General features: G+C 54.4%; 19 protein-coding genes and 1 pseudogene. All 20 read right to left on the reverse strand.

Annotated elements, in window-relative coordinates; translation table 11 throughout:
- Positions 1-538: 538 nt before the first annotated feature.
- Positions 539-3,388, reverse strand: a complete 2,850-nt coding sequence (locus tag CA13_RS25760; RefSeq protein WP_146401584.1) for a glycoside hydrolase family 2 protein — start codon at positions 3,386-3,388, stop codon at positions 539-541.
- Between the two features lie 80 nt (positions 3,389-3,468).
- On the reverse strand, positions 3,469-6,393 hold the full coding sequence (locus CA13_RS25765; RefSeq protein ID WP_419194822.1) for a glycoside hydrolase family 2 protein: 2,925 nt from the start codon (positions 6,391-6,393) through the stop codon (positions 3,469-3,471).
- A 275-nt stretch (positions 6,394-6,668) separates the two neighbouring features.
- Complete coding sequence (locus CA13_RS25770; RefSeq protein WP_146401588.1) at positions 6,669-6,974, reverse strand: Dabb family protein; 306 nt, start codon at positions 6,972-6,974, stop codon at positions 6,669-6,671.
- A 424-nt stretch (positions 6,975-7,398) separates the two neighbouring features.
- Positions 7,399-10,383, reverse strand: a complete 2,985-nt coding sequence (locus CA13_RS25775) for a glycoside hydrolase family 2 protein (RefSeq protein ID WP_146401590.1) — start codon at positions 10,381-10,383, stop codon at positions 7,399-7,401.
- A 380-nt stretch (positions 10,384-10,763) separates the two neighbouring features.
- Positions 10,764-10,892: pseudogene (locus CA13_RS25780) on the reverse strand (helix-turn-helix domain-containing protein); the annotation flags it as partial.
- Between the two features lie 300 nt (positions 10,893-11,192).
- The gene (locus CA13_RS25790) at positions 11,193-11,744 is read right to left on the reverse strand and encodes a nucleotidyltransferase (protein WP_146401594.1); all 552 of its coding nucleotides are present in this window, start codon (positions 11,742-11,744) and stop codon (positions 11,193-11,195) included.
- Positions 11,741-11,902: a hypothetical protein gene (locus CA13_RS25795; protein ID WP_419194823.1), complete on the reverse strand. Its 162-nt coding sequence runs from the start codon at positions 11,900-11,902 to the stop codon at positions 11,741-11,743. The genes CA13_RS25790 and CA13_RS25795 overlap by 4 nt, the downstream gene beginning before the upstream one ends.
- A gap of 466 nt (positions 11,903-12,368) precedes the next feature.
- Positions 12,369-12,920 (reverse strand): hypothetical protein, encoded by a 552-nt coding sequence (locus CA13_RS25800; protein ID WP_146401598.1) that lies wholly within the window; start codon positions 12,918-12,920, stop codon positions 12,369-12,371.
- Between the two features lie 783 nt (positions 12,921-13,703).
- Positions 13,704-15,275 carry an IS110 family transposase gene (locus CA13_RS25805; RefSeq protein ID WP_146401600.1) on the reverse strand — a complete coding sequence of 524 codons (1,572 nt, stop codon included), beginning with the start codon at positions 15,273-15,275 and terminating at the stop codon, positions 13,704-13,706.
- A gap of 208 nt (positions 15,276-15,483) precedes the next feature.
- Complete coding sequence (locus CA13_RS25810; RefSeq protein WP_146401602.1) at positions 15,484-15,672, reverse strand: hypothetical protein; 189 nt, start codon at positions 15,670-15,672, stop codon at positions 15,484-15,486.
- Positions 15,673-16,280: 608 nt separating this feature from the next.
- Entirely contained in the window at positions 16,281-18,047 is a 1,767-nt protein-coding gene (locus tag CA13_RS25815) for a hypothetical protein (RefSeq protein WP_146401604.1), read from the reverse strand.
- Between the two features lie 89 nt (positions 18,048-18,136).
- On the reverse strand, positions 18,137-19,264 hold the full coding sequence (locus CA13_RS25820) for a LysR family transcriptional regulator (RefSeq protein ID WP_146401606.1): 1,128 nt from the start codon (positions 19,262-19,264) through the stop codon (positions 18,137-18,139).
- 79 nt (positions 19,265-19,343) lie between these two features.
- Positions 19,344-19,715, reverse strand: a complete 372-nt coding sequence (locus CA13_RS25825) for a hypothetical protein (RefSeq protein ID WP_146401608.1) — start codon at positions 19,713-19,715, stop codon at positions 19,344-19,346.
- 296 nt (positions 19,716-20,011) lie between these two features.
- Positions 20,012-20,761, reverse strand: coding sequence for a HesA/MoeB/ThiF family protein (locus tag CA13_RS25830; RefSeq protein WP_419194824.1), 750 nt, complete (start codon positions 20,759-20,761; stop codon positions 20,012-20,014).
- Position 20,762: 1 nt separating this feature from the next.
- The gene (locus CA13_RS25835) at positions 20,763-21,032 is read right to left on the reverse strand and encodes a MoaD/ThiS family protein (RefSeq protein ID WP_146401612.1); all 270 of its coding nucleotides are present in this window, start codon (positions 21,030-21,032) and stop codon (positions 20,763-20,765) included.
- Positions 21,029-21,835, reverse strand: a complete 807-nt coding sequence (thiF, locus tag CA13_RS25840; protein ID WP_419194825.1) for a sulfur carrier protein ThiS adenylyltransferase ThiF — start codon at positions 21,833-21,835, stop codon at positions 21,029-21,031. The genes CA13_RS25835 and thiF overlap by 4 nt, the downstream gene beginning before the upstream one ends.
- On the reverse strand, positions 21,813-22,229 hold the full coding sequence (locus CA13_RS25845) for a sulfite exporter TauE/SafE family protein (protein ID WP_419195158.1): 417 nt from the start codon (positions 22,227-22,229) through the stop codon (positions 21,813-21,815). The genes thiF and CA13_RS25845 overlap by 23 nt, the downstream gene beginning before the upstream one ends.
- Positions 22,229-22,873, reverse strand: coding sequence for an ABC transporter ATP-binding protein (locus CA13_RS25850; protein WP_146401616.1), 645 nt, complete (start codon positions 22,871-22,873; stop codon positions 22,229-22,231). Before CA13_RS25850 ends, CA13_RS25845 begins: the two co-directional genes overlap by 1 nt.
- A complete protein-coding gene (locus CA13_RS25855) occupies positions 22,870-23,730 on the reverse strand; it encodes an ABC transporter permease (protein ID WP_419194826.1) in 861 nt (286 codons plus the stop codon). The genes CA13_RS25850 and CA13_RS25855 overlap by 4 nt, the downstream gene beginning before the upstream one ends.
- Positions 23,727-25,271, reverse strand: coding sequence for a molybdate ABC transporter substrate-binding protein (gene modA / locus CA13_RS25860; RefSeq protein WP_146401618.1), 1,545 nt, complete (start codon positions 25,269-25,271; stop codon positions 23,727-23,729). The genes CA13_RS25855 and modA overlap by 4 nt, the downstream gene beginning before the upstream one ends.
- Positions 25,272-25,326: the final 55 nt, after the last annotated feature.

The following is a 25,326-nucleotide window of genomic DNA, read 5'->3' on the forward strand; positions in this document are numbered from 1 at the left end:
AGTCGTCTATGTTCGGTTTCCACTGGGACAAGCCCGAATGGCGTGGACTTAACCACTTGTGATTCGACCTGCCCCCGCTGGCCTCGTGCCAGCGGAGCAGTGACTGGGAAAATGTGAGGGTGGGTGTGTCATGCATGGTAGCTATCAAGTCGTGGCTTCCACCGACGCAAGGTCGGCGGGGGCCTTAAGTCCACGCCATTCGGGACAAGCCCAGTGGGGACGTGGCATTGATTGACACTTTGCTCGTAGCTTTTCAGTCTTGCTTTCACCGGGGCAAGCCCGGTGGAGAGCAGCATTCCCGAGTGCGGAAGCCTCCACCGGGCTTGCCCCGGTGGAGCATAGACTGACTGGGCTACAAGAGTTCCAGTAAATACCGATAATGTACTTTCACCGCCCCCCACTGGCCTTGTGCCAGTGGACAAAGGACTCAAACACCAGCCCGGTGGAGAACAGTGCTCGTGTAGCTTTTCAGTCTTGCTTTCACCGGGGCAAGCCCGGTCGAGAGCAGTATTCCAAGTGCGGAAGCCTTTAAAATTTGTTATTCGTTTGAACTTGCGAACCGGATCAGGTTCAGCAGGATAAGGTCTGCTACGGGGTCCTGACCAAGATGATCCACAAGCCGCAAAGTCGACAGGACAAATCGCCCCTCTCCCTGTTTTACAACGCCCAAGTCGGTTCCCCACCAGGCAGGATCAGGGCCAAGGTAACTCGGCAGGCCCCGTTTGGCTGGCCAATGGCCATGGGTTACCGAGCCAACGATGGGCTTGGTGTCCAGTCCAACCAACGTTGTCCTAGCCCAGACGTTTTCATAGGCCTGCCCCATCAGTCCATTGGAAGGAAGTCCCGCGAAGATCGGATGTTCTTTAACCACATGCCCAACTCCGACCCACAGTCCTTTGACAGGACGTTTTCCTCCGCGAACAGGTAAGCGGTTATCCCCGCACTCAAGAACGACTACGGAGCCGCCCTTTTCAGCAAACGCCTTTAGTTCGGTTTGTGTTTTTGCAGGTGCCGCACCAGCAACCAGTACCGGTGTAGAGACTTCGGTTTCGTTACTGAATTCGGAACAGTCGACTCCCTTCTGCCCGAGGAAAAAACGAAGGGCGCCAGCAGAATCAACCAAAGCAATCTTTACGGAGGGTACGAGCAGTTGTTTTTTCGTAAACACCTCGAGGCCGACCGAATTCCGAGCAATCATTTTGCCCGAACGATCTACCAACCGAACCTTCACCGAATAGCTGCCCGACCAGTCCTGCGTATCAAGCCTGAGTTCCACCAACGGTTCAATGCCCTGCTTCAGGACAACATCCTGTTCTTTCTCAAAAACGATCGCGTCATCCGTTGCGAGCACTTCAACACGAAGTTGACCTTCCGTTGCCGACAACTCATTGATCCCGTTTAACTGTAGCGTTGCTCCCTGTTCGGCATAGGCATTTCTAGGCAGTACATTCACAACAATATACTGCTCGGCATTGGCTTCTTTGGTTGCCTCATACAACTCAGGTTTGGAATTCCTGAACAGATCCAACAGACCGGCCCCGACGACCCAATCGCCATCGGTCAGGGCATGGACGGCATAGCCGCAAGTGCTGCTATTGGAACGGATGCCTTCGATCATCCGTTTATTGCCTTCGCCGTGGATTGTCTGCTGGTCCAGGCAGAAGTCGCGGAGATCGGGATAGACCGCATCCAAGCCGCTCTCCTGTAGCGCCGTGCGGTAGGTGTCTGCTAATTCGCGATGATAGCGATAAGCCGGCGCCAGCGGATTGCCATCCCGTTCAAAACGCTTGTTGTTGTCTACTAAGTCCGGAAGGCTGCCATAGCCTATCTCCGAAACATAAGTCAACCGTCCCGGCTTGATAACGCTCCTTGAATCAACGGCAGGTACGTCCAATCCCAGCTCACGAATTTGATCTTCCGTTTTGGCCAGCGTCAAAAAACCTTCATAGTCTTGCCGGCTCAATGGAGCACCCGGATAGATGTGAACATCGTTGAAAACTACCGGTTGCAGCTGATAAGGCAGGTAGATATTCGAGCCACCCGCAAATCCGCCTGACTCATCAAGAATGAGACGCGAGGGATCCAGCTCACGGGCCAGCAGTGAAACATCGTGCTTAAACCGCCCCAGATCTTCGCGATAGATTTCATTGAAGATTTCCCACTGCACGATACAGGCACGATTGCGGTCGCGCATCATGCCTGAACGGACCTCGTTTTCAATCCGTTCCCTTAGATGCGGCGTCACGGTCGGCCAGCGTTTCATGCATTCAATCGGAAAGCCGCCGACCACCATCACACCCATCTCATCGCACAGATCAAGCCAAGCAGGCGGAGGCGGTTTTCGCCAGGGCCGGATCATGTTGAACCCGGCCTCTTTGGCCAACCGAATTTCACGCTTCGCCATTTCAAGGTTGTCCGGTAATGCCAGCTTGTGAGGGTAGAGCCCCTCGAAAAACGCAGCCTTGATATAGGTTGGTTTCCCGTTCAGCTCGAAGCGATTGTTGCGGATCGTTAGTTCCCGCATCCCGAAACGAACCTGTTCCTCATCCGATCCGGCAATCTTGACCGCGAGTGTGTAAAGGTTTGGCTCACCCGGCGACCACCGTTTGGCATCAGGAATCTTCAGCACCCACTGAGCAAGGTTCTTTCCGGGCTTTAGGTTGATGGTCTCATCATGTTTGGCGACTACCTCGCCTTCATGCGAAATCGAAAGGGCAACGTCCTGCATACCGCTCTTCGTGTTCGTATTGTCCAGCCGCAGCTGAACGTGCGCCGTATCGTCTTCGAGCTGCGGAATCACAAACACATCGTCAACCACCACTTGGCCGGTGGCGACCAAACGCGCCGACTGCCAGATGCCGCCGGCAATGGCGCCGCGCCAGTGTGGCATGTCGTTCGGACCAACGCCATCGATCACTTGATCTGTATGAACAATCGGCCCAAGCACTCGGAGGCCGAGAAAATTGTCTCCTTCGAAATTCAATAAATCATCCACGCGGAATTCAAAAGGACCATATCCGCCTTCGTGCCGGCCGATGCAATGATCGTTCAGCCACACTTCGGCAATGTAGTTCACCGCATCAAACTGAAGCCGGATGGTTTTACCTTTCCAATCCTTGGAAACTTCAAACGTTTTGCCATAGGTGGCAAGCCCCTCGTAATCCTTTTCAATCTCCTCCCAGCAGCTCGGCACCTGGATCGCTCGTCTTTCCAATCCCTGGAACACGTCTCTGGTGTGCCACTTCGCTGCCCGACCTTCGTTGCCGGAATCGAACACGATCTGCCACGGGCCATCGAGCGACTGGAGGCGCCGTTCTTGCGCAACGCCAGACAGAGTGAACGTGAACAGCAGTGCAAATGAAAATAGGATTCTCTTGATGGTATTCAAGCCTAGGTTAGCTCGTCGATATTTTTGAGTTGACTTTGCGCCTGGCTACGCCGTCGAGACGCTCTTCAATAGACTCGTTTTCAGTTATCCGCAGTGAATTCGATGAGATTGAACAGGAGCTTGTCAGCTACCGGCTCGCTACCAAGGTTTTCAACGATTCGCAGTTGCGAAATGATCACTCGGCCTTCGCCGTGAGGCACTATCGCGAGGTCCGAACCCCACCACGATTCGCCGGGGCCGGAATAGTGCAATTTGTGGTTCTCGGAAAACCACTTGAATCCGATCGAGGCGACAATCGGTTCGACTTCCATATCACGCAAGGACTGTGCGGCCCACACGTTTTCGTAAATGTCGCGCATCATACCGCCCGAGGGCAGACCCTTGAAAATCGGATGCTCGCGAACCAAATGCGGAATGCAGGACCAGAGACCTTGGGCCGCCTGGACTCGCGCTGCAACGGGTACGGTCGATGATTGGACCTGATTCGAATCGCCTCGTTTGTAAAACTTTCCAACCCCTTGGACGTAGACTGCCGTCCCGCCGGCTCTAATGAAACGCATCAGGTCGGCGAAGCGTTGTTGCTCAGCCGACGTTCCGGCTGCAACGCGGGTTACGAACACGGGAATCGATCGTGGCGTCGAGGCATCGAATTCCATCGCGTCGACGCCCTGGAGCCTCAGCCAACGAGTCAAGCGTCCATCCAAATCCAATACGGCGATCTGTTCTTTGGGAATCGCCAAGTCCTGCTCGGCGAACACGTCGAAGGCGCCGGAGTTCTCCGTTACAATCGATCCGTCCTCTGCCGACAACGTCGCCGTGATCGTGTAACCGCCGCGCAAGCTCTGAGTATCAAGCTGCTCGGTGAAGAGCGTCGAGACGCCCTCGTTCCAATGCGTTCTTGTCTCGTTACTGAAGACTGTTTCGCCGGACTTCGACGTCATTTGAACGGTCAAAATACCGTTCAGCGACGCCTGTTCATTGACGCCGACCACTTGCAGCTCGCTCCCTCGCGACGCGTAAACATTGCGAGGCGACATGCGAATCACCAGGATTCGCGGTTGGTTGGCCGCCTTCGTGGCTTCGTATGCGTGAGATTTGGGACGCCGCCAAAGATCGATGAGTCCGGCGCCCATAATCCAATCGCCGGCGGAGAGAGCGTGAATGCAGTAACCGCTCACGAGCGGATTCGAGCGCACGGCTTCGATCATCCGCTTGTTGGCCCCTCCGTGAATTGACTGCTGGTCGAGGCAGAATTGTTCAAGGTTCGGATAGAATTCACCGAAACCGCTCTCTTCGAGCACGCGTCGCTGACCTTCCGCCAAACGATGATGGTAACGGTACGCAGGCGTCAGCGGATTGCCTTCCTGGCGGAAACGCTCGTTGTTGTCGACCAGATTCGGCAGGCTTCCGTAGCCGAGTTCGGAAACAAAGGACATCAGACCGGGAACGACGTTCCTTCCGGGAGTCCTCGCATTTATGCCTCGGGCCTCCTTCTGCTCCTTGGTCAAACCGATGGAGAGAAAACCGTCGTGTAGCCGCTTGTTAATGAACGGGCCGGGGTAGTTGTGTATATCGTTGAAACGAATCGGTTCATGCTCGTTTGGCAGATACATCCGAGCTCCGTACGCCCAACCGCCCGATTCATCCAAAATCAGTCGAGTCGGATCCAATTCCCGAGTCAGCAAAGCCATGGGACGCATCATCTGCTTGAGGATCGGCCGATGGAGTTCATTAAACAGTTCCCACTGCACCACGCACGCCCGATTGCGGTCACGAAGCACGGCTTCCCGGACCTCCCTCTCGACGCGGGCCGGTAAATAAGGCGTCGACAGCGGCAACCGCATGCATTCGAGCGCCGGGCTGCCAACGACCAGCACGCCCAACTCATCCGCCAAGTCCAGCCACATCGGCGCTGGGGGGCGGCGCCACGGGCGGATCATGTTGAAGCCCGCCTCCTTGGCCAACTGAATCTCTCGGATCGCCATCTCGCGGCTGTCGGGATAGGCGATTCCATTCGGGTAGAGGCCCTCGAAGAACGTCGCTTTCAGGTAGATCGGCTCCCCGTTCAAGTAGAACTGTTTGTCGCGGATCGTGAACTCGCGCATACCGAATCGTGAAGTCCATTGGTCTGATCCCTCAAGCTCGACGTCGGCTTGGTACAAGTGAGGATCGTCGGGAGACCAGTAGCGTGCGCCGGGGACTTGGATCGTTTCGGTATGCATGCTCACGCCGGGCCGCAGGATAACTTCCCGAACGGACGTGCCCACGATATGATCGGGATCATTCGCCGACCGAATCGTTGTGACCAATTGGACGGACTTGCTTCCCGAGCCGGTGTTCTGCAATTCCAAATGAAACGTCGCGGTGTCGTTCTCGATTTTCGGAACGATGAAGACATCTTTGACCAGGGCCTCTTCGGTTGCGATCAATTGGACGGACTGCCATACTCCGCCAGTGATTCCTCCTCGCCATTGAGGTGTTTCCAACGGTCCCACGCCATCAATGTTCTTGTTCTGGAGGATGATGGGGCCGACGACTCGCAGAATCAGCGTGTTTTGTTTGCCTGGCTTGAGAAGGCTGTCGACGCGAAACTCGAAAGGCGTGAATCCGCCTTCGTGAAAACCAACGACTTCGCCGTTCAACCAGACTTCGGTCAGGTAGTTCACGGCATCGAACCGCAGTCGTACCGTCTTGCCGGCCCAACTCGAGGGAACTTCAAACTTCCGTCGATAGAAGGCGACGCCTTCATAATCTTGCTCGATGAGTTCCCAGCAACTCGGCACGTGAATCGGGCGAGTGTTTGAGCGTTGGGAGAAGATATCGTCGTGATGCCAATTCGCTTCTCGGCCTTCGTTCTCGGAGTCAAAGACGATCTCCCAGGTCCCATCAAGCGACAGCAATTCTCGTGATTCGGCATGAACCTCACTGAAAAATGACAAGACTGCAACGGCGGTCGTCGCTATGAACAAAGCGATCCTGCGGTTGATCGGCAAAGATATTCTCATTTCTTGGGGCATGATTTCCTCTTTTCTAGTTCGACTTGTCGGCGACCGCGTCGTGCGGACGAACTTGTGTTTTGGGAAGCTTGGCTACAGGAGTTGTTCTTTGAAGAAGGCCTACCGGGCGACCGCCTTGGCGGGGACTGGGTCAAATCAGTGTCGGATAGAGATCGATGAGAGAAACAGGCTGTTTGTTACTTTCAACTCCCGCGTCTGTTGCAGACGCAGATTTCCCAGTGACGTCAGCCGGCACATGATTTCCCCGAACGTGACTACTGTTTTCATGTCTGGTAGTCCACAATCTCTTCAGCCTCGGTAACGGATTGAATGTACGCGACCACCGCATCGTGCTCAGGATAGACGCAGTAACGTTTGAAAGATTCTTCATCGGGAAAGGTCGAGATCAAGCTCACGTCGAAGAAAGACGCGCCATAGGCCCCGATATTTACGCCGATCTCATACTCCTCAATCTCCGAGATGATGCTCGGCAGGGTCTCCAAACGACTCTTCACCTCGGTCGCGAGTTCTGATTTTGAAGCTCCTTCGACCGTATTCTTCAATTTCCAAAGGACCACATGCTTATACATCACTGACTCCTGTATCGGTTAGTTGTTTGACTTCCACCGCGCCAGCGGCAAGTTGTTCCCAGTCTACGTTTTCCACAAGGTCTTTGCTCCACGTCACGCAGCTGTCCGAGCTTCTCCCACATGGTGACAATGGCTTCCTGGATCGCGTCGTCGACACCATTCCATTCAGAAAGAAGCGACCGGCAAAGGCGCGCAGGGCGTGCTCATTCTTGACGAAGAGCCGCATAAACTCGCCTTCGGAAAGCTGCCGGGAGTGATGGCTGAAGTTCGACATACACCTACCTATTCGCGTCACCGCGCTAACCTGCCGGATTTTTTGTCTATTAGTATGTGAATGCGATGGAGACCGCACTCGACTCGTGCCCTCTAAGTTCCTGCCGGATCGAGAATTCTGGCATCTGAGGCACTCTTCATCAGGGGCCTCTCAGAGACTGATCATGTTGTAGAGCAGCTTGTCCGCAACCGGGTCCTTGCCCAGGTTCTCCAGGATCCTGAGGGTCGAGTAGAGAATCTTGCCGTCGCCCTCAGTCACGAGTAGCACGTTGGCTGCCCAAAGCACATCGCCGATGCCGTTGTAATGCCGTAGCGAACTATCCATGTTCTTCTGTTGGTCGTACGTAATGACGCCGCTGATGTATTGGCCTCTGTCAGGGCGACAGATCGATTCGCTTGCGCAAACGTTTTCGTAGACGCCACTCATCAGCACGTTTGTCGGCAGACCGTCGAACACGGGATGATCGGTCACAATATGATTTCGGGAAGTATAGTTCCCTTGCGTTGTGTACAGTTTCCCGCTCAGCGGGAGTTGGTCCACGTCACTGTCGGCCAATACTCGTGGTACGACCCAACTCCAACTGCCGTCGTCATCTTTCGGCTTTGGCTCGGGATTGGGAGCACCCCAAGTGAGGCTTGGCCCCGCGACATCAAGGCATATCGCGTATCCACCGCGCCTAACAAACTCTTTGACCTCACCAACGGTCTTTCGGAAGTCGGGAGTCGCCTTGGTGATCGCTCCGATAACCACTGGGCATGACAGGTCCATTTCCGTAGAGAAAGGAATTGTTTCGATACCGTTTCTCTTTAGATGAGAACTCACCGTATTGCCGATTTCGACGACGCTAACCTGTCCTGTCGGCGTGCCGATCCGTTCTCTCGTAAAGACATCAAATGCCCGTTCGTTGCTGGTGATCAGCCGGCCAGACGGATCCTTGACATCGACTCGAACACGGTAGCTACCGCTCATCGAGTCAGTCTTGAGCAGATCTGTGTAGAGGTCCGAGATCCCGCAGGGGAATTCCTTTGTGAGCGTCTCGGTGAAGACCGTGTCGCCATCGAGTGATTCAACGCGGACGGCCACTACCGCTTGGGTGGACTGCAGTTCGTTGATTCCCGTAACCGAAACCTTGGCTTGTTGTCCCGCATACAGATTCCGTGGCAGGACACGAACGGAAACGATTTGTTGCTGGTTGGCCTGCTTGGTCATCTCGTAGGCCAAGGTCTTGGGGTAGCGCCACAGATCGAGAATCGCCGCTCCTAGAATCCAATCGCCGTCGGTCAGGGCGTGAATACAGTAACCGCTGATCTCGCGATTCGCTCGCGTGGCTTCGATCATGCGTTTGTTGGCGATGCCGTGTATTCGTTGCTCTTCCATGCAGTAAGCTTGCAGGTCGGGGAATGCCTTGTCGAATCCAGTGCGTTGGAAGGCGTGATTGAGCTGTTTCTCCAAGTTCGTGGTCGTCACCGTCGCTGGCAGGATTGGGTTTCCACGCTCCCGAAACATCGCGTTGTTTCCCACGATGTCGGGCCAACTGGCGTAGCCGAGTTCCGACAGATAAGACATCAGATTCGGTTGTACGTTCTTGCCAGGTATTTCCAGGCCCGCTAAGCCCATGGCTTTCTGCTCTTCCTCGGTCTTGCCGATCAGCAGGAGACGGTCGTACTGCGTCTGATTGACCTGTCCCCCTGGGTAGAAGTGGACATCGTTAAACTTCATCGGCTCCGATTCGTAAGGTAGATACATGTTCGCACCTTGGGCCCATCCGCCTGATTCATCGAGGATCAGCCGCGTCGGATCGAGTTGCCGCGCCAACATCGCCATCGGACGCAAGAGCTGCATCAGCACAGGCCGCTTGATTTCGTTGAACAGCTCCCATTGCACCACGCACGCGCGATTCCGGTCGCGCAGAATGCTTTGGCGAACTTCGTTGGCCACCCATCCCGGTAGCCGCGCCGATTCAACCGGAAAATCCATGCACTCGATCGCCAGCGAGCCAACGGTCAGTACGCCCATCTCGTCGGCCAGATCAAGCCACATCGGCGGTGGTGGTTTCCGCCAGGGGCGAATCATGTTGAAACCTGCATCCTTCGCCAACTGGATCTCTCGCACCGCCATCTCACGGCTGTCCGGATAGGCCACACCGTTCGGGTACAGACCCTCGAAGAACGTCGCTTTCAGGTAGAGCGGCTCCCCGTTCAGATAGAACTTTTTGTCGCGGATGGTAAACTCGCGCATCCCGAATCGCGTCGTCCAATTGTCCGAGACCGCATCGCCTGACACCACGCTGACTTCGACCCGGTACAGATGTGGGTTGTCCGGCGACCAATACTTCGCGTCCGGGATATTCAGCTTCCAACTCTCTTGAGTCACGCCGGGTATCAGCGTTATCGACTTCCGCTGACTCACAACGGAATCCGCCTCCTTACCGGAAAGGACTCGGATCTCAACCTCCACAGTTTCAGCCTTCTCACGGGCGTGTTGGAGTGTGAGGTGAAAGGTCGCTGTATCGTCGGCGATCTTCGGCTCGATGAACACATCTTCGACATAGGAATCTCCGGTCGCGATCAGCCGAACTGGCTGCCAGATCCCGCCCGTGATGGCACCTCGCCACTGCGGCGTCTCCATCTTGCCGATCCCCTCGATCGTCTTGTCCGTCATCAGAATCGGCCCGGCCACGCGCACGGTCAGGGTGTTCTCCTCACCCGGTTTGAGCATCTGCTGCACCTGAAATGTAAACGGCGTGAACCCACCTTCGTGAAAGCCGACCGCTTGGTCGTTCAGCCACACCTCGCTGATGAAATTCACCGCATCAAACTGCAAGCGAACTACCTTCCCATCCCACTCCTTCGGAACGGTGAACTTGCGTCTGTAATAGGCCACTCCCTCGTAGTCTTTCTCAAACTCCTCCCAACAGCTCGGTACGCGAATCTCCTGTTTCTCAGCCAATGATGAAAACACGCCATCCAAGTGCCAATCCGCAGCCCGACCTTCGTTGTCCGCATCAAAGACGATGTCCCACGTTCCGTCCAACGATACCGGTTGCCTTGCGGCTGCGGTTCGTTCCGCCAGAGCAGAGTGACTAACAAGGCTGCACACTAATGCCAATGAGGTGGAATATCGGAGAAAGATCATGGTGCGCGCTCCTGCTCACTGCGATCGGTGGGGGCTTGGCTAGGTGGGACTTCAGCTTAAGCTGTTTTGCAATACTACAATAACACAAGTGCGAGGTCCATGCACCGGGCCGATTTGGCAGGGCGAATCAGTTTTTGAATCTGGATAAGAGTTTTAGTAGATCGGTTGGCTTGGTGGCGAAGGTTCGAAGAGAAGAAAAGGGGAACGGAGAAGAAAAGGGGAACGGAGAAGAAAAGGGGAACGGAGTTTTTTTCTGAGATGACGACAAAGCGAAAAGAAAAGCGGAACGCGAAGCGCGTAGAAAGGCTCGCGAAGAAGCCAAATCAAACAATCAGAAACACGCGGTTCTTGGTGATTGGCTTTCGCCTGGAGACGTCCTAAAGTGCCTCTTCCCCGCCAGCGTCGAAGGGTTCCTTGTGGCGGTACAAGGTGTCTCGCGAGTACCCCATGATCTTGTAGGCTTCCGAAACATTGCCGAGTTGCTTGGCTAAATCGAGGACCTCAGTCAACCATACTTCTCATGCGAGCGTAAACGACAAAACCCTCGGCCACTACAGTGTGACCGAGGGTTTATGATTCGGATTGAGGCCAGAAGCTCCCCCGGCAGGAATAGCACGACCCTCGAAAACGCGGAAGAAACGGACGTTTCCTCCGCGGTGGGTGCAGTCTTGGGTGCAGCAAACGAAAGCGATGAGTTACTGCGGGAATTGATCGCAATTTGGGATGAGGTATCACCCGATATTCGGCAAGCGATTCTTACGATCGTCCGACAGAGCAGGACGAGTTGACATCGCTTGTTACGCTCTGCGTTAAGAGCGTTCCGTCGCCAATTGCCAGGCTGCTGCAAGCTCCTCGGTGAGACCAAGTTGCTCAGCCCACTGATCGAGATACTCTCGATCGAGAGTTCCGTGATTGACGGCGATCACGCCCAAGATGTCTTCCTGGTCTTTGGGGCGGGACAAAGTCAGCTTTTGCAAGATCACGTCTTCCGGTGTTGGGATCCAAACCTCGTCACCGCCCAGTGCGACCTTTCGACGACGATCGAAGCGTGCTCGATCGAAGGGCTGGTCGGTCAACCGAAACAACTCGATCCGAAACGGAGTACCCTCGATCTGAATCTCGTTCTTCACTGAACCGCCAAACGTCTCGAACGAGAGTTGCGGATCGAACTTAAATTCGTTGCCGAGCGATTTCGCGAGTGCTTGTGCATCCCAGTCGGACTTCCCGATGACAAAGTCGGCATCCGTCGTTGAACGGGGGAACGAGTAGTACATGCTGGAGAACGATCCCACGAGCATGAATTCGAGCCCCGCGTCATTCAGTGCGGCGATGATTCGCGATACCGCTTCTTGCAGCTTCACTTTTTCGCCAACGTACGATCTTGGATGCGACGCATCAGCTCAATCCGCTCGGCCAGCAACCGTGTGATCGTCGCATCATCAGCAAGCGGATTCTGATCGCGAATTCCATCCTCGACCACGCGAATGGCAAGCTCCGAATGCTCCAGTCCAGCAAGCATTCGCTGCTCCGGCGACGTGTTTGAGGCCTGAGCAACCCGAGAGCGAATTGGATCGAGTGGTTGCGGGGAAATCATTTTACTGGCGTAGCTGAAACGAATTAAATGAGCTAGATCGCCGCTTAAGGAGGCTGAAGTCAATTGTATCCGAAAGATCAATGGACGAGAGTCGCTAAGGCGGTCAATGTCGCGATTGTCAAACAGTATTGGTGGCTCGGGACAAGAATTCGCACCGAAACATTGACAACAAGAGGGCGGACTACGGGGAACAGATTTTCTCGACACTGTCGAGAAAATTGAGCTGGAGCGATTTCGCTGAGCTTTTCCGCCTGAGAGGCGAGTTGACACGCTAAGAGACAAAATCAATGGCATACTCTTCGAGCCGACGGCGCCAATCCGCAAACGGTAGGAACTCGCCCGGCAAGAGACTGCCAATCTGCGGGAAGATGATAACTATCTTTTGTAACAGTCATTCGGACGCGTGAACCGCCTTAGAGATTCGCTTCACAAAGCGATTCTCTGCCGTCTTTCGGACTTCTTCCGGCATGCCTGTCGCGCGAATCACGTAATCAACAACTGCCATTGCGAGCATTAGCGGCTGTTCTGCTTGCCGGTTGACGTGTGGAAGAACCTCTCTATCACAGCACACATCAATCGAAGCGAGTTGCAGTAAATGCGGAACCTGAAAGGCTGCCTTGGGGTTCTCAAGGGACTTCCTGGTCAACTGGACGAACCTAGACCATTGTGGCAACGAAAGGTTGTCAGAATCTTTGGTTGGGTGTCCTTTAGCTTCCAATAGTTGGGCGCGTAGATCAGAGCAGAATCGGTATTGTTCTTTTCCGCCCCAAATAATCACCTTTAGACCATCTGAGAGCTCAAGCTCCGACTGAGGATGAAGCTGCCGCTGAAACACCGTTCCAGAACAGGCCGCAAGTCCGATTGAAAAGACTGCAGCAAGATTTAGCACCAACGCCATGTGCTCTTGATTTGTGTCAGCGGGAAGCGAGACTTTTTGAGACATCGAGTCGAAGCTCGTTAGCGGGTTCAAAATTTGTAAACACAGAAAAAACTCGCATGTGGTCTTACAAGAGGGCAGCATAAGACTTCCCTACGCTTATCGTCATCTTACGATATCTTGATTGAGCACTAAAGCCGACGGCGCATTCAGCTCAACCGAAGCGAAATAGGTCTCCACGCCGTCGGAACCACTCGGGATTCGCCGAAGGCACGGCGAGCACGGATGATCGCCGTGGAATGGGCCGCCGGGGCATGGATGCAGCCGTAGCGCAGGGCATGGAAGCGGACCAATACACGTGGACGTCGAACCGCCAACGTATGCGGGCCGAAGCGATCACGTTTTGAATCACCAACCAATGACCGATGCCCGGAGCGGAAGCCGACCGTAGGGAGCCGCCGGCCCATCACCGAGGGAATCGTGAGCCGGCAGGGAAGCGACCAAACGATGCGAATCGGTTTGGAAGAAGAAAAGCACTGTCATTGCCGAATTTGCTTTTTGTGGTGAGCGCAGACGTTTAGCAGCTCTACCCATAAGGGTAGTTTTTGCGAACTCGGTTTTCCAATGGCTTGCGGCGTCAGAGCACGTTTCTGTCGCGTCAGTGGTTCAGTCTCGCCACCCTGGTAGATATCCGAAGCTCGAAGGCTCCACACTGTCTCATCCGGCGTTTGAACCGCGAACAGAGCATCACGCTTTTGCCACGGGCATGCTCAGCCAAGATGCTTCCGCATCAGCCGATACCCTCGGGGTCAAGACGACGTTGTTCTTGTGCTCTCGACGTCCATCAAGTCAGCGGGAACTTCGAGCTTCGGACGTCTTTAGGTTTAACTCATCGGGGGCTTCAACTCCAAGTTGAATTAATAGCGGTGTGAGCAAGTCGGCGATCGGTTTGGCACCACGATGTTTCTTGCGAGCCAATTCGGACAGCGGTTTGGCTTCCTCAGCGTAGGCCGACTTGGGAAGCCATACGAACGCTTCTTGCATGTTAACGATCGACTGTTCGATGGGCGTACCATGAGTCCGATGGAACTCTTGCAGCTTCCATAGCAAGTACTCTCGGTCAACTCCCTTGCCTCGCCAAAGCTGGCGACCGCTGACGATCTGAAACAACATCCGCATCGCGCGGTTGGCAATCCGACAGCGACGATCACGCGGGTCCACTTTTTGCTGCGCCCACGATCCCGATAAACCGCGATAGTACGGATGGCACTTGATCAGGTTTTCGGCGACCCGCATTGCAGCGCCACGCAGTTTGCGATTGCACTGCCGAATCAAAGACCCGTCGGCATGATCAACTTCATCACTCTGGTAACGCGATGGGTACGGGCCTGCGCGTCCGTTGATTGCACGAGCCGAAGCATAGTGCTCGATCGGCCCGGATTCACCGACCAATCGAGATGCCGAAACGACATTGATGCCGGTCACTGACAAAAGCAGAGCGTACGGTGTTTTAACCAGAAAACCCGCCATTTCCTGCTCCGATGCACGCACTTGCGTGTAGAACGATTCTCGCAATCGGTTTAGGTCTTGCCATTGCCGCGTGTGCATCGCTGCCAATTCGCTTGGCTCCGCTGCGGTGCGTGCCCAACCCACGATTCGCTCAAGCGTTCGCATTTGAAAACGGATCTTGCTTTTATTCAGATGTTTAGAGATCCCATCGACACCGGCTTTGATGATGGCTTCGGAAGAGCTGAACCGGATCACAATCGGGAGTGCCACCGATTGATGATAGAGCTTGTCATCTTCCCAAGGGTCAGCATAGCCGGGCATGGCTTCATGCATGATTCTGCGGATCTGAACTTTGACGCGAGCCTGTTGTTTGACAAGGTTGTGTCGGTGTCTCGAAAGCGACTGAAGCGATTGGTACACTTCGCTGACGGGAAGTGATGCCAAGTCATACCCGTTGACTGCAGCATGAAAAATCGCTTCGAGATCGTTGTCGTCCGTTTTGGCATCAGGGTGCAATGGCGTTCGGTAGTGGCTCGACGCGAAGGGATGAACGATTCGCGTATCGAATCCGGCTTTGCGGAAAGCACGTTGGACCGGTCGATGATAAATGCCTGTCATCTCGACGGCCGCGATCGTGTCGGTCAGCCCTTCAGCTTGACAAGCATCATTGATGTACGCGATCATGGCCGCGAAGTCGCCACGGCGATGTTCCACCGTGGTGGGTTCGATGATGACGCGCCCGAAAAAGTCGCACAGCATCCACTTGCTTCGACGCTTGGCACAATCGACTGATACAATGCCAAAGTGTTCTGGACCGCACTGTTTGACACGCTCCTGAATCTGTCCGTTGGGCTTGCCAATAAAGCGTTTCTTGGTGCCAGCAGATTTCCGTTGTTTTGCTTTTGTGACCATCCAAGTGTCTCCTGTTTGAAGGTGTCGCAAATTCCTTCAGTCGAAGTGCTCGGATGGCCCTTTTCATTGATTTGCTCAATCCTGGGGACATACCAGGTGGTATGTCGCCGGCCTTGGAGTCGTCACCATATCCAACAACGTTGAAACGATCTCAGCCCAGTACCTCACTGCGAAGAAATTCTCCGGCGGGACACGCAAGGAATACAAATCAACCGTCACCAAATGGATTGCCTGGGGCAATGGCGTCGATGTCGACAAGATCAATCGAGCGCACATTCGCGACTTCTTGGATTTGGTACATGACAAAGCTGCCGCGGATGGCGGTTCCAATCCAGGACGCACTGCGAACAAGGCTCGAGATAATCTCCGAGCCATCATGTCGTGGGCCTGGGAGCAAGATTACGTTGCAAAGCTACCCCGATTCCCGAGTCCGAAACCGCAACGGGATGTCGCTGGCCGGCACTATCTGACGAAACCAGAGCTCAACGCTCTGTACTTCGCCACTTACCAACTGCCAAACGTGCGACGGATGGCAAAGGCATAGTCTCGGTTCTCCAAACATACCTCGGTCCAAACCAACGACTGGCCGGCGGCTTGGTGTTGTTTGAGCCAGAGGATCATGGTTCGCGGACGAGGTATTTGGGGCGGCGGCGTGAGACGTTTTGCAAGTTGATGCCAGCTTCGGTCAGAGCGGATCGCCATGTGCCGAAGTGTTCGATCGCGGCGTCGTAGAGACCGCGATCGCGAGAACGGTTAACCTTGGCCGCGAGTTCGTAGCCAGCCGTACACAAACGCCAGAGTTGTCTTTGACGCGCGCGGGCGACAACTCGCGAGACGCGGCCGACGTGCGGTGACTGACGCCGGCGTATTCAAGTGCCGTTTCACATGGACCAAAACCGTCAATCGCTACAACATGCAAGAGCTCGTCATCATGGCGGACCTCGGCTTCCATTGAGCTGTTGCGGTCCTATCTCGCAGGACATCCGAACCGCTACATCATCGCCATCAAGGAAGTTTTTCGAGCTTCGCTTTTTGTGCTTCTGCTTTTGACCGCCATCTGTCGGCCTCGGCTTTATCGCCAGCTCGGTCGAAAGCCTCGGCAACGACGGTATAAGCCTCGGCAAGTACCACAGGATCCCGAGGATCGTCAGCCTCACGAAGCCGCCTTGCGAAATCGTTCATTCTTTCGCGAACCTCGGGTAGTGCACAGATTTGCTTGCCCTCGCGAGTGGAACAACCGAAGACGACACCCGCAAGTTTGTCATACTCGCCGAGTGATTCGACACCAGGCGGTTCCAACTGCAAAGTAATCGAAAGCTTTTCGCCGGCCACCACGGTCACGTCGCAGTCTCTCCTCCCCATGAAGATCGGCAGTTGATACCCGTCGGCTTTGTCGTAAACGAAAAGGGATTGCTTACCCGGCGGCAAATAGATAATCGATTCGCCTTTTGCATCGCTATACTCAAAGAACGGCATGTCGTAGCCGCGAACCGAATCAGAATACCATGGTTCCTCCACGGTTGTTCCCGTCAGCCATTCGGTGGATCGCATCAGCGAATCGCCATAAACCTGTGACCCCCAATCCCACCAAAATACATTTGGGCTGGCACCGACCAAAACATTCGACAACGGATCATTATCGGGATTGACCACGGTAATTTGGCACCGAACCAATGGTGACATGCGGATCAAAATGGGTTGCTGCGGATTCGACGCAAACGTTTGAGGACGGCTGCATGGCCGATGCGAAGGTCGCGTCAACTCCTCTGCTATTTCGGCCACTGCCTTCAGCCCGCCGAAAAAATCCGGCTTCGACGGATCATCCGGTTTTGGTTTTGCATTCGGGTCGCGACCGTTTCGAGCGATGAAATGGTCACACAGAGCAATGACTTGCAATGGTTCCGATCTTGGATAACCCTTGATCACGAACTCGCCATCTTCGTCAACCGGTGCCCATTGAGCCCAATCAAAGTTCGGCAGAGGATGCTTCCTTGGCGATGCAATCGCACAGACACGACCGGCGATCACCGGACGCGGCACCTCGTCGCCGAGTCGTCCGCGGATATCGATTGCCGGGTGCATGACTGCCTTGATCGCTTTGTTTTGACCGGACTTCAATTTCAATTCAATTGGTTCACTAAACGCGGTGGCCTGCCCATCAACGAGACGGACTAGCATTGCGCGAAAAGGACCGGGGCTGAGCGTTTCGAGTCGTACCCGATCCGTAGTCCGCTTGATTGATTTGCTCAAAGCAGTCGATCGATCGGAAGAAACAACATGAATTTGAGCTGTTTCAAAATCCTGTGCACTGGATTCGGGAATGAACTCTAGCTGAGCCGCCCGTACCATTTCAATCTTTTTCGGCTCGTCGTCCAGAAGCGGCACGTCAATGTGAATCGAATCGGCGATCGTGAAATCGGGGTGACTCAAATTCACTGAAACACTAAACGTTCGCGTCTCCTCTTTCACGTTGCGATAAAAAGGATAGCGAATTGTCGCAACGCCTTTCGCGTCAGTCGTCACCGCCACCGGTGACATTTCAGCGAACTCGTCACCGTCGTTCCAACGTCCGTGGCCTTGAGAAGATCGAAGCGCCCACGGTGTAACCGTCACGTTTTTGATCGGCTGTTCATCACTGTCATGGATCAAGACCTCAAAGTTTTTGAAAAGTTGACCTCCGCTGAGCTGTGCCCGAATACCGTCAAACGCATCGTCTGCCAAGGCAAAAACCGCAAACAAGCATCCGGTCAGGGGTAAGACAAAACGTAACATCGAATCATTCCTCGAACTTGGGCCCAGATCTGCTTCGGATCGCACCACAAGTGTAACCGAACGGAGGGTGCAAGTCAGGGATTGAAATTTCAGGCGGCGATAGTGGCAATTTGATTTGCCTTGCGGATTCTTGCGGAGCCGGGGCGGCGGGCCAGGAAGCGGGCCAGGCGATCGTCGTCGCTCAGCGAAGCCGCTCGGATTTGCAGGATCGCTTCGGCACCGGCCGGATGGTTCCAAAACATCTCCGTCCCCTTCGTTCGGTAGTTGATTTCCTTTACCGCCGACTCCATCCACGCACTCGTCGTCGGTAGACCCTCGCAGCGATATCGAGCGTAGTGCATCCGATCGAGGTTGTTTTTCAAGTAGCCGATGATCTGCCGAAGCTGCGCGCGCGGATCATCCTCGCCCGCATCGGCCGGAGCCTCTCCCAGTCGAGATTGATGAACCAACCGTTCCTCGATCACCTCGGCGACCTTACCCTGCCAAGTTAGAATCATCCAACGCTTATAGTTCTCCCAAGCCTCGACGCCTTGTCCAAAACAGGCGATCGAACCACGGTGGAGGTAACTCACCGCGTGAGTGAAATCGAGAATCGCAACGTCGCCACGGAAGTGCTCGGCGTGGATCGTCCAGTTACAACTCAAACCGTCCGCGACGAACACACGGCGTGACGCTTGGTCGAACTTGCGACGCCTCGCTTCCCGGTCCATTTGCACGCCGAACACTCTCGAGTTTCGCATGCTTGAGATCAACGTCCTGTGAATCTTCTTGGGTTTGTGTTTGGGCTGCCTGCGTTTGCCGGGTTGCTTCGGCGGTGATTTCTGACTTCCAAGCAACGGGCTGTCTCGACCGGCGTTTTCCTTGGTTTTTGCAGTCTCAGTCAGTCCCGCGACGTGATTGCGATTGAGAAAGCATGAGGGCGGACGTGGCTGAGGATCGCTACTGGACGTGTCGCTCGATGCGCTGACGAAGATCGCGTTCTTGGTTTCGTTCCAGCCGGTGCATTCGAGATGAATGCCGGGACCACAATTGGCTTTGCGAGTCCGGATGCGTCCCCCATCACAGCTGACGACCGCGACTTGCGGCAGCACCGCTTCGCCATCGAGAATGCCTTGCCAGTCGTGCTCGGCGGCGGAGGCCAATTCATCGCCGACTTCCATGCAGATCCGCTCGATGGTGTTGGCCGAAACTTTCAATCCATTGACACGCTCGAGCAAGAGCGAGGCCCGTTTGAACGATCGGGTTTCGCCGTTGGTGAAGATGAGTTGGCGCTTGAATCCCGGGGTGGAGTGGCGGCTATCGAAGCCCATTTTTGTCCGCTGAGGGAAAAATAGACCGTCGACAGCGACGGCAGTGGGCAACCGGTTCGGTCAGTTCGATGGGGCCGTCCATCGAACTGACCGGGCGAGGTTCGATCTCGACCTTGCACTGTTTCTTGCAGTCGGGGCAGTACACCCGGCCGAGTTCCTGCAAGGCGACTTCACGGGCACGTTCTTCTTGAATGGCGCGGCTGAAACGTTGCCCGAGTGCGTGAGCGGGCAGCTCGATCTGATCAAAGTGTGGGACTTCGTCGCCTTGCTCAAGGGCTTGGATTTCCGCCGCAACCCGGGTGGCTTCTTTGAGGTGGTGGTCGAGTTTTTCCTTCAGCCGTGCTTCGTTCGCGTCCATGCGATTGTCTCCCAATGGTTACCTGGTCCCTGTCAACTCACGCAGTTTAACCGAAGAACCTGGAAAACTCCTATTGCAAATTTTGCACGATCCCGGGGCACTGCAAAAGCTGACACGCACCCCTCAAGCCAATACATGATCGTGTCGGCTTAAAAGGAGATGGACCTGAAAAGTGTTCCCCATGTCCCGGCACCCCTGTTACCTATGTCCCAGGTCTATACATAGGAATTGGCCACGTCGGGGATGACCAATGCCGGTCGCAACCGGCCTCACTCGCTGCGAGTGTTTCGTTCTATTCAGAGTGTTCCGCAAACAGGACAATCGGGGCGGCGAACTGCCGGGATGCGTTGAAAAGTCATGTTACGTGAGTCGTAATACAGGAGCGTTCCCGCCAGTGTTTTTCCCAATCCGGTGATCACCTTCACGCCTTCCACCGCCGCAATCGAGGCGGCCATGGCTGACACCGCACCAAGCACCGGGAATTGCCGTTTCCATTGTGGAGGATTTTTGGGATAGAGACACGCCAAACAAGGCGTTTCTCCTGGAACAATTGTGGTTACCTGACCCTCCATATCAAACATCGCAGCTTCGATCATCGGCTTTCTCAGCTCAACGCAGGCCCGGTTCATCGCAAACCGTTCGGGAAAAAGTGGCGCACAGTCAAAGACGATGTCCGCCTGAGAAACCAGCGAACAGGCATTCTCATCGGAGATATTTTCTGGGATCGCGACAACATCCATCCGAGGATTCAGTTCCAGCAGACGGCGCCGAGCACTTTCGACCCGCGGCTTGCCGAGCCAATCGTGCGTCATAAGAATCTGACGATTGAGGTCGCTGGGTTTGACGTTCCCGGCGTGGGCGATAATTAGTCGGCCAATTCCTGCCGAAGCAAGATGGTAGCTAAGCGGACTGCCGAGCCCGCCGCAGCGACTCACAAGCGCAGTCGCACCCTTCAATTTCTGCTGCCCCGTTTCCCCAAAGCCATCAATCCACATCTGCCATTCGTAGACAGCTTTTTCTTCTTCATTCAAAGCAAGCGGATTCACATCAACCTCCTGCCACGGGGCTGAAGACTTGCACCTGGTCACCATCACTTAGAACAGCATCCTGCGGTGCGGGCACATCATTGATCACAAACATGATAACCGGACGCAGTGCCCCCGAATCATCAAACAGCATCGCATTGAAATCTTCTCCATGGTCAACAGCTTGAAGGGATTGCAGTGCGGTCGCGCCGTTTGGAACCTCAACCGTTTCGGACTCGGTGCCTGCCTTCTGTCGGATTTGAGCGTAATAGCGAAGTGTTATTTTTGTCATACGGTTCCTTCTACAATTAAGCGCAAAGCCAAATTGGCTTGCATGGAGGCGGCAATTCCAACTCGCGGCGCCATCAGTCCACACCCCGGTCTCGCACCGGTTTCGAGATCACCCACCACAAAAATGTTCTTGCCCATTTTCTGAACGCCAATGGTTTCTTCCGGCCCCAAACCAGCAAGTCCGGAAGCGGCGATCAGCGGAATATTGGGACGGCCTGCGGAGAAGTTTTGCATTAGCATCACCTTCTGATCGGCGCGATCAAATGCCTCGACCATCACATCGATTTCTCCAAAGATTGGAAAGAGATTCTCGGGCGTCAGTCGGACGGGATGAGCTTCGAGCTGAACATACGGGTTAATTCGACGCACATTGGTAACAAGGGCATCGGTTTTGAGCAACCCAATTTGATCCACAAAGTATTGTTGGCGGTTTAGGTTACTTGGTTCCACCACATCGAAATCGGCGAGAACCAATTTGCCAATTCCGACACGAGCAAGAGCGACCGCGATGACCGAACCAAGTCCACCAAGCCCCGCAATGCCGACCGTAGCGGATTTGACTTTTTCATGAACACCAGGCGTGTGACGCGCGGCGATAAGCGATTCGAGTTCATCTTCGGACGGCACCACACCACGTTGAATAAGGCAGACCTCATCGCCGTTGGACAACCGCACATCCTGACTCATTGCTGCACCATTGAGGATCACAATGTCAGCCTCTGGTCTAACCGCATCGCGCAGGCCAAACAGGGTTGCGCCGTCCTCTGCTTCAAAGGTTCGTTCATTCAGCTTGATGTTCAGCACTCGGCGTCTCCCCTTCCGGACGATTCCGACATGAATTCACAAGGATGTTGATTCCCACCACGATTATAAAGCAGGCAAACATTCGCTTAAGCACTATATCGGGAATGCCGAAGACAATTTGGGAACCGACAATCGCACCCAACACCCCGCCGACGGCGACAATCGCCGCTACGGACAAATCGAGGTGAATGTCGGGATTAAAGTGATAGCGCATCGCCCCAGCAAATGCCATTGGCACCATGACCGCAAGCGCCATCCCCTGCGAGTCTTTTTGGCCAAACCCGAACGCGATGCTCAATAATGGCACTAGCAGGATTCCTGCCCCGACACCGAACATGGAACTTAGAAGTCCGGCCGCGATGCCGCCCAATACATACCAAACCCACATATCCATCACGCTCCTTCCTTTTGTATTTTCCCGTCTCGCAAAACGAAAACGACATCGGCCATCTCTCGGGCTTCCTCTGCATTATGCGTAACATGCAGCACCGTGACTCCCGATTGTTTCTGCACTCGGCGGAGTAGTTCATACATTTCGCCGCGTGTCTCCTCATCCACTGCACTGAGTGGTTCATCGAGTAGTAAGATTGCTGGATAGAACGACAAGGCACGCCCCATAGCAACACGTTGGCGTTCCCCACCGCTCAGCCCGAAGGGGCGACGCGTTAGCAAATGTTCAATCCCAAGCCACTGGGCCAACTCATCTACACGATTTTGAATCTGATCTTTAGGAAGCCGGCGAATCTCAAGGGCGAAGGCTAGATGATCGCGAACCGTCATGGTCGAAAAGAGTGCTCCATCCTGCGGAACGTAACCGATTCCTCGTGCCGCCGGGCGTTCATGCGTCACATCTCTCTCTCCGATCTGGATGGCCCCACCTTGAACTTGCTTCAGCCCAATGATTGCTTCGAGCAGTGTCGTCTTGCCGCACCCCGTGCGTCCCATCAGCGCACCATACTCGCCAGCATTCAGCTTGAATGAAACATCGCGTAGCACAAAGTCGCCGGCATGAACCGTTATGTTATCGACCACGATCATACCATCACATCCCTTGCGCCCCAGACGCGAGTGATGAGCAATACCGATACAGCAGCGAAAACCATAATCAGCGAAACGGCGACTGCTGCTTCAAGGTCGCCAATGCTAAGTTCAAGATAAACGGTCGTCGAAAGCACTTCGGTCTTATTGCGTGTCGCTCCTGCGAAGATCAACAACGGCCCAAACTCGCCAAGGGCTCGAGCCCACGCCAACGTGAAGGCCGTAAGCATACCGCGTCCCGCTTCAGGGAGAGTTACTCGCATAAACGATTGCATGCGAGAACACCCGAGGGTAAGTGCAACCTGTTCGCAGCGTGGATTGATCTCGTCAAAAGTCGCTTTCATGGTTCGCACCGCGAACGCAGCCGCAACGGCGAACTGTGCAAGAATAACAGCCGGTATCTGATACACGACAAACTCGTTCAACGACATTCCAACAAACGGTAATCTCGCAGTGAGCGGCCAGAATTGAAATAGAATCAACAGACTCAAACCGACAACCAACGGCGGCAGAACAATCGGAATGTCGAGGATCGCATCCAACAAGTTGCGACCGCGAAATCGGAATCGAGAAAGCAACCAACCAATGGGAACAGCGACCAACAGAGAAAGAATTGCCGAGAGCGTACACGAAATGAGGCTGAGCATGATGGAGTAGCGGATTTCTGGCTTAGCAAGGGCCAACACCATCGGGTTTTCAAAAACAACCTCGCCCCAGCTAGCGCCCTGAACCATATAGGCGATATCGGCAACAAGAAGAAGCAGAATCAGCAAGACATAGGATCCGCCGATGATTCCCATGCTCAGAAAAAACACGGAATCCGTTAGTCCCACGCGTTTCGTGGATATATCTTTCATTCCGTATTTTCAATGACGCTTTCACTTGGAACTATTGTGCCTTGGCTTCCCAATCGAAAGCGAAAGCCAGCTTTGACAAAGCGTTCTTCGGCTGCCGAAATATCTTTGAATAATCGACGACCGAGAAACTTATAGTCGCTTGAACATGCAATGCTAAACGGTTGGATCGCTTTGGCGTATAGCGAGTCGATGCGAACAGAATCGACCTTGTCACTTTCCGCCTTCGTGTCGGTGATGTACGAAATGGTTGCATCAACGGAGTTAGTCGATACGGTCGGCACGAGCATGGATGATGAGGCTGTTTGCATCACAACATTTTTCATAACTTGGTCATAAACGCCCATCTTTTCCAGCATGATGCGGGTCAGCGCTCCGATGGTGCATTGTTCAGGCTGACCGACGGAAATTCGCATTCCGTCTTTCGCTAGATCCGCGATACCCTGAATATTTTTCGGGTTGCCTTTTGGAACCGCAATCACGATATCAGCCTCGGAAATGTCGACGTCTTCCTGGAACCAGTCGCGAACGTTCTCCAAATAATATCGATCGCAGGCCATGTAAACATCCGGAAACCCTGAGCCGGTTTCCTGGTTGATCGTGCGCATTTGGCCGGTCAAAATTCCGCACCCGTTATAGATCGTGTTGACCGTGGCTCCCTCGCGACATTCAAACGCTTTGATCACATCGTCCACCGCACGACGATTCACGGATCCGCAAAAGAACGTGAGCTCCGGATGCCATGCCCACTGGTCACCTTCAACGGCTTCAAACCCACGCTCTGCGAATACGGCATTGCCAACTCGACTGTTGAGATAGCGGGCAAAACGCAGTGCGGCGGTCGGCTGTTTGCTTGAAGCGAGTACTGCCACACTAATTTGCTGGCGTGCTTCCTCGAACAACTCCACTTTCACCGCTTCAAGCTCTGGATACTGCGCCACGGTGGCGTCCCAAACGATTCCGGCGGCCACGGCACCAAGCTTGACATCATTAGCCACCTCCGACACCGTCGGTTTAAAGACGCCGTTTTGTTCGACCTGCTTTTTCACCTGGCCCCAAACTCCCGCACTCTCAAGCAGCTTTTGAGTCTGCCGCCCAATGGAAGCAGTCCCTGGGTTTCCTAATGCAATTCGAACATCCGATCGTTTTAGATCTTCCAGGCTTCGAATGTTTTTTGGATTCCCCTTCGCCACAACGATCACGGGACGCAGCCAAGCCAGCGGTAGTGTTTCCGCAATCAGTTCCTTCTGTGCGGCCATTTCAATATAACTCTGGTCCGCCGCAATGTAGAGGTCACCTTGGGGGGCTACCTGGATGTTGCTAAGCAGTGTGCCTGAGCCACCATACATCAACTGCACTTTCTGACCGTATTCGCGTTCGAACTGCTGTGCAAGCGGAACAACTGCGGGCTTAACACCAGCCGCGCAGTACAGCACCAGATCGGCTTGGGCCGCTCCCGTCGACTGGTCCTTCGTGGACAGCAAATACAACGAAGCGACAAGAAGCAATGCAATACCAACGAAAGCAATTATTCCCTTATTCATTTTCTTATATCAAATCCCAACAGCACGCTGTAAATCCAGTAATTCATCATCTTTA

Source organism: Novipirellula herctigrandis, from assembly GCA_007859835.1.
GTDB classification, from domain to species: Bacteria; Planctomycetota; Planctomycetia; order Pirellulales; family Pirellulaceae; genus Novipirellula_A; species Novipirellula_A herctigrandis.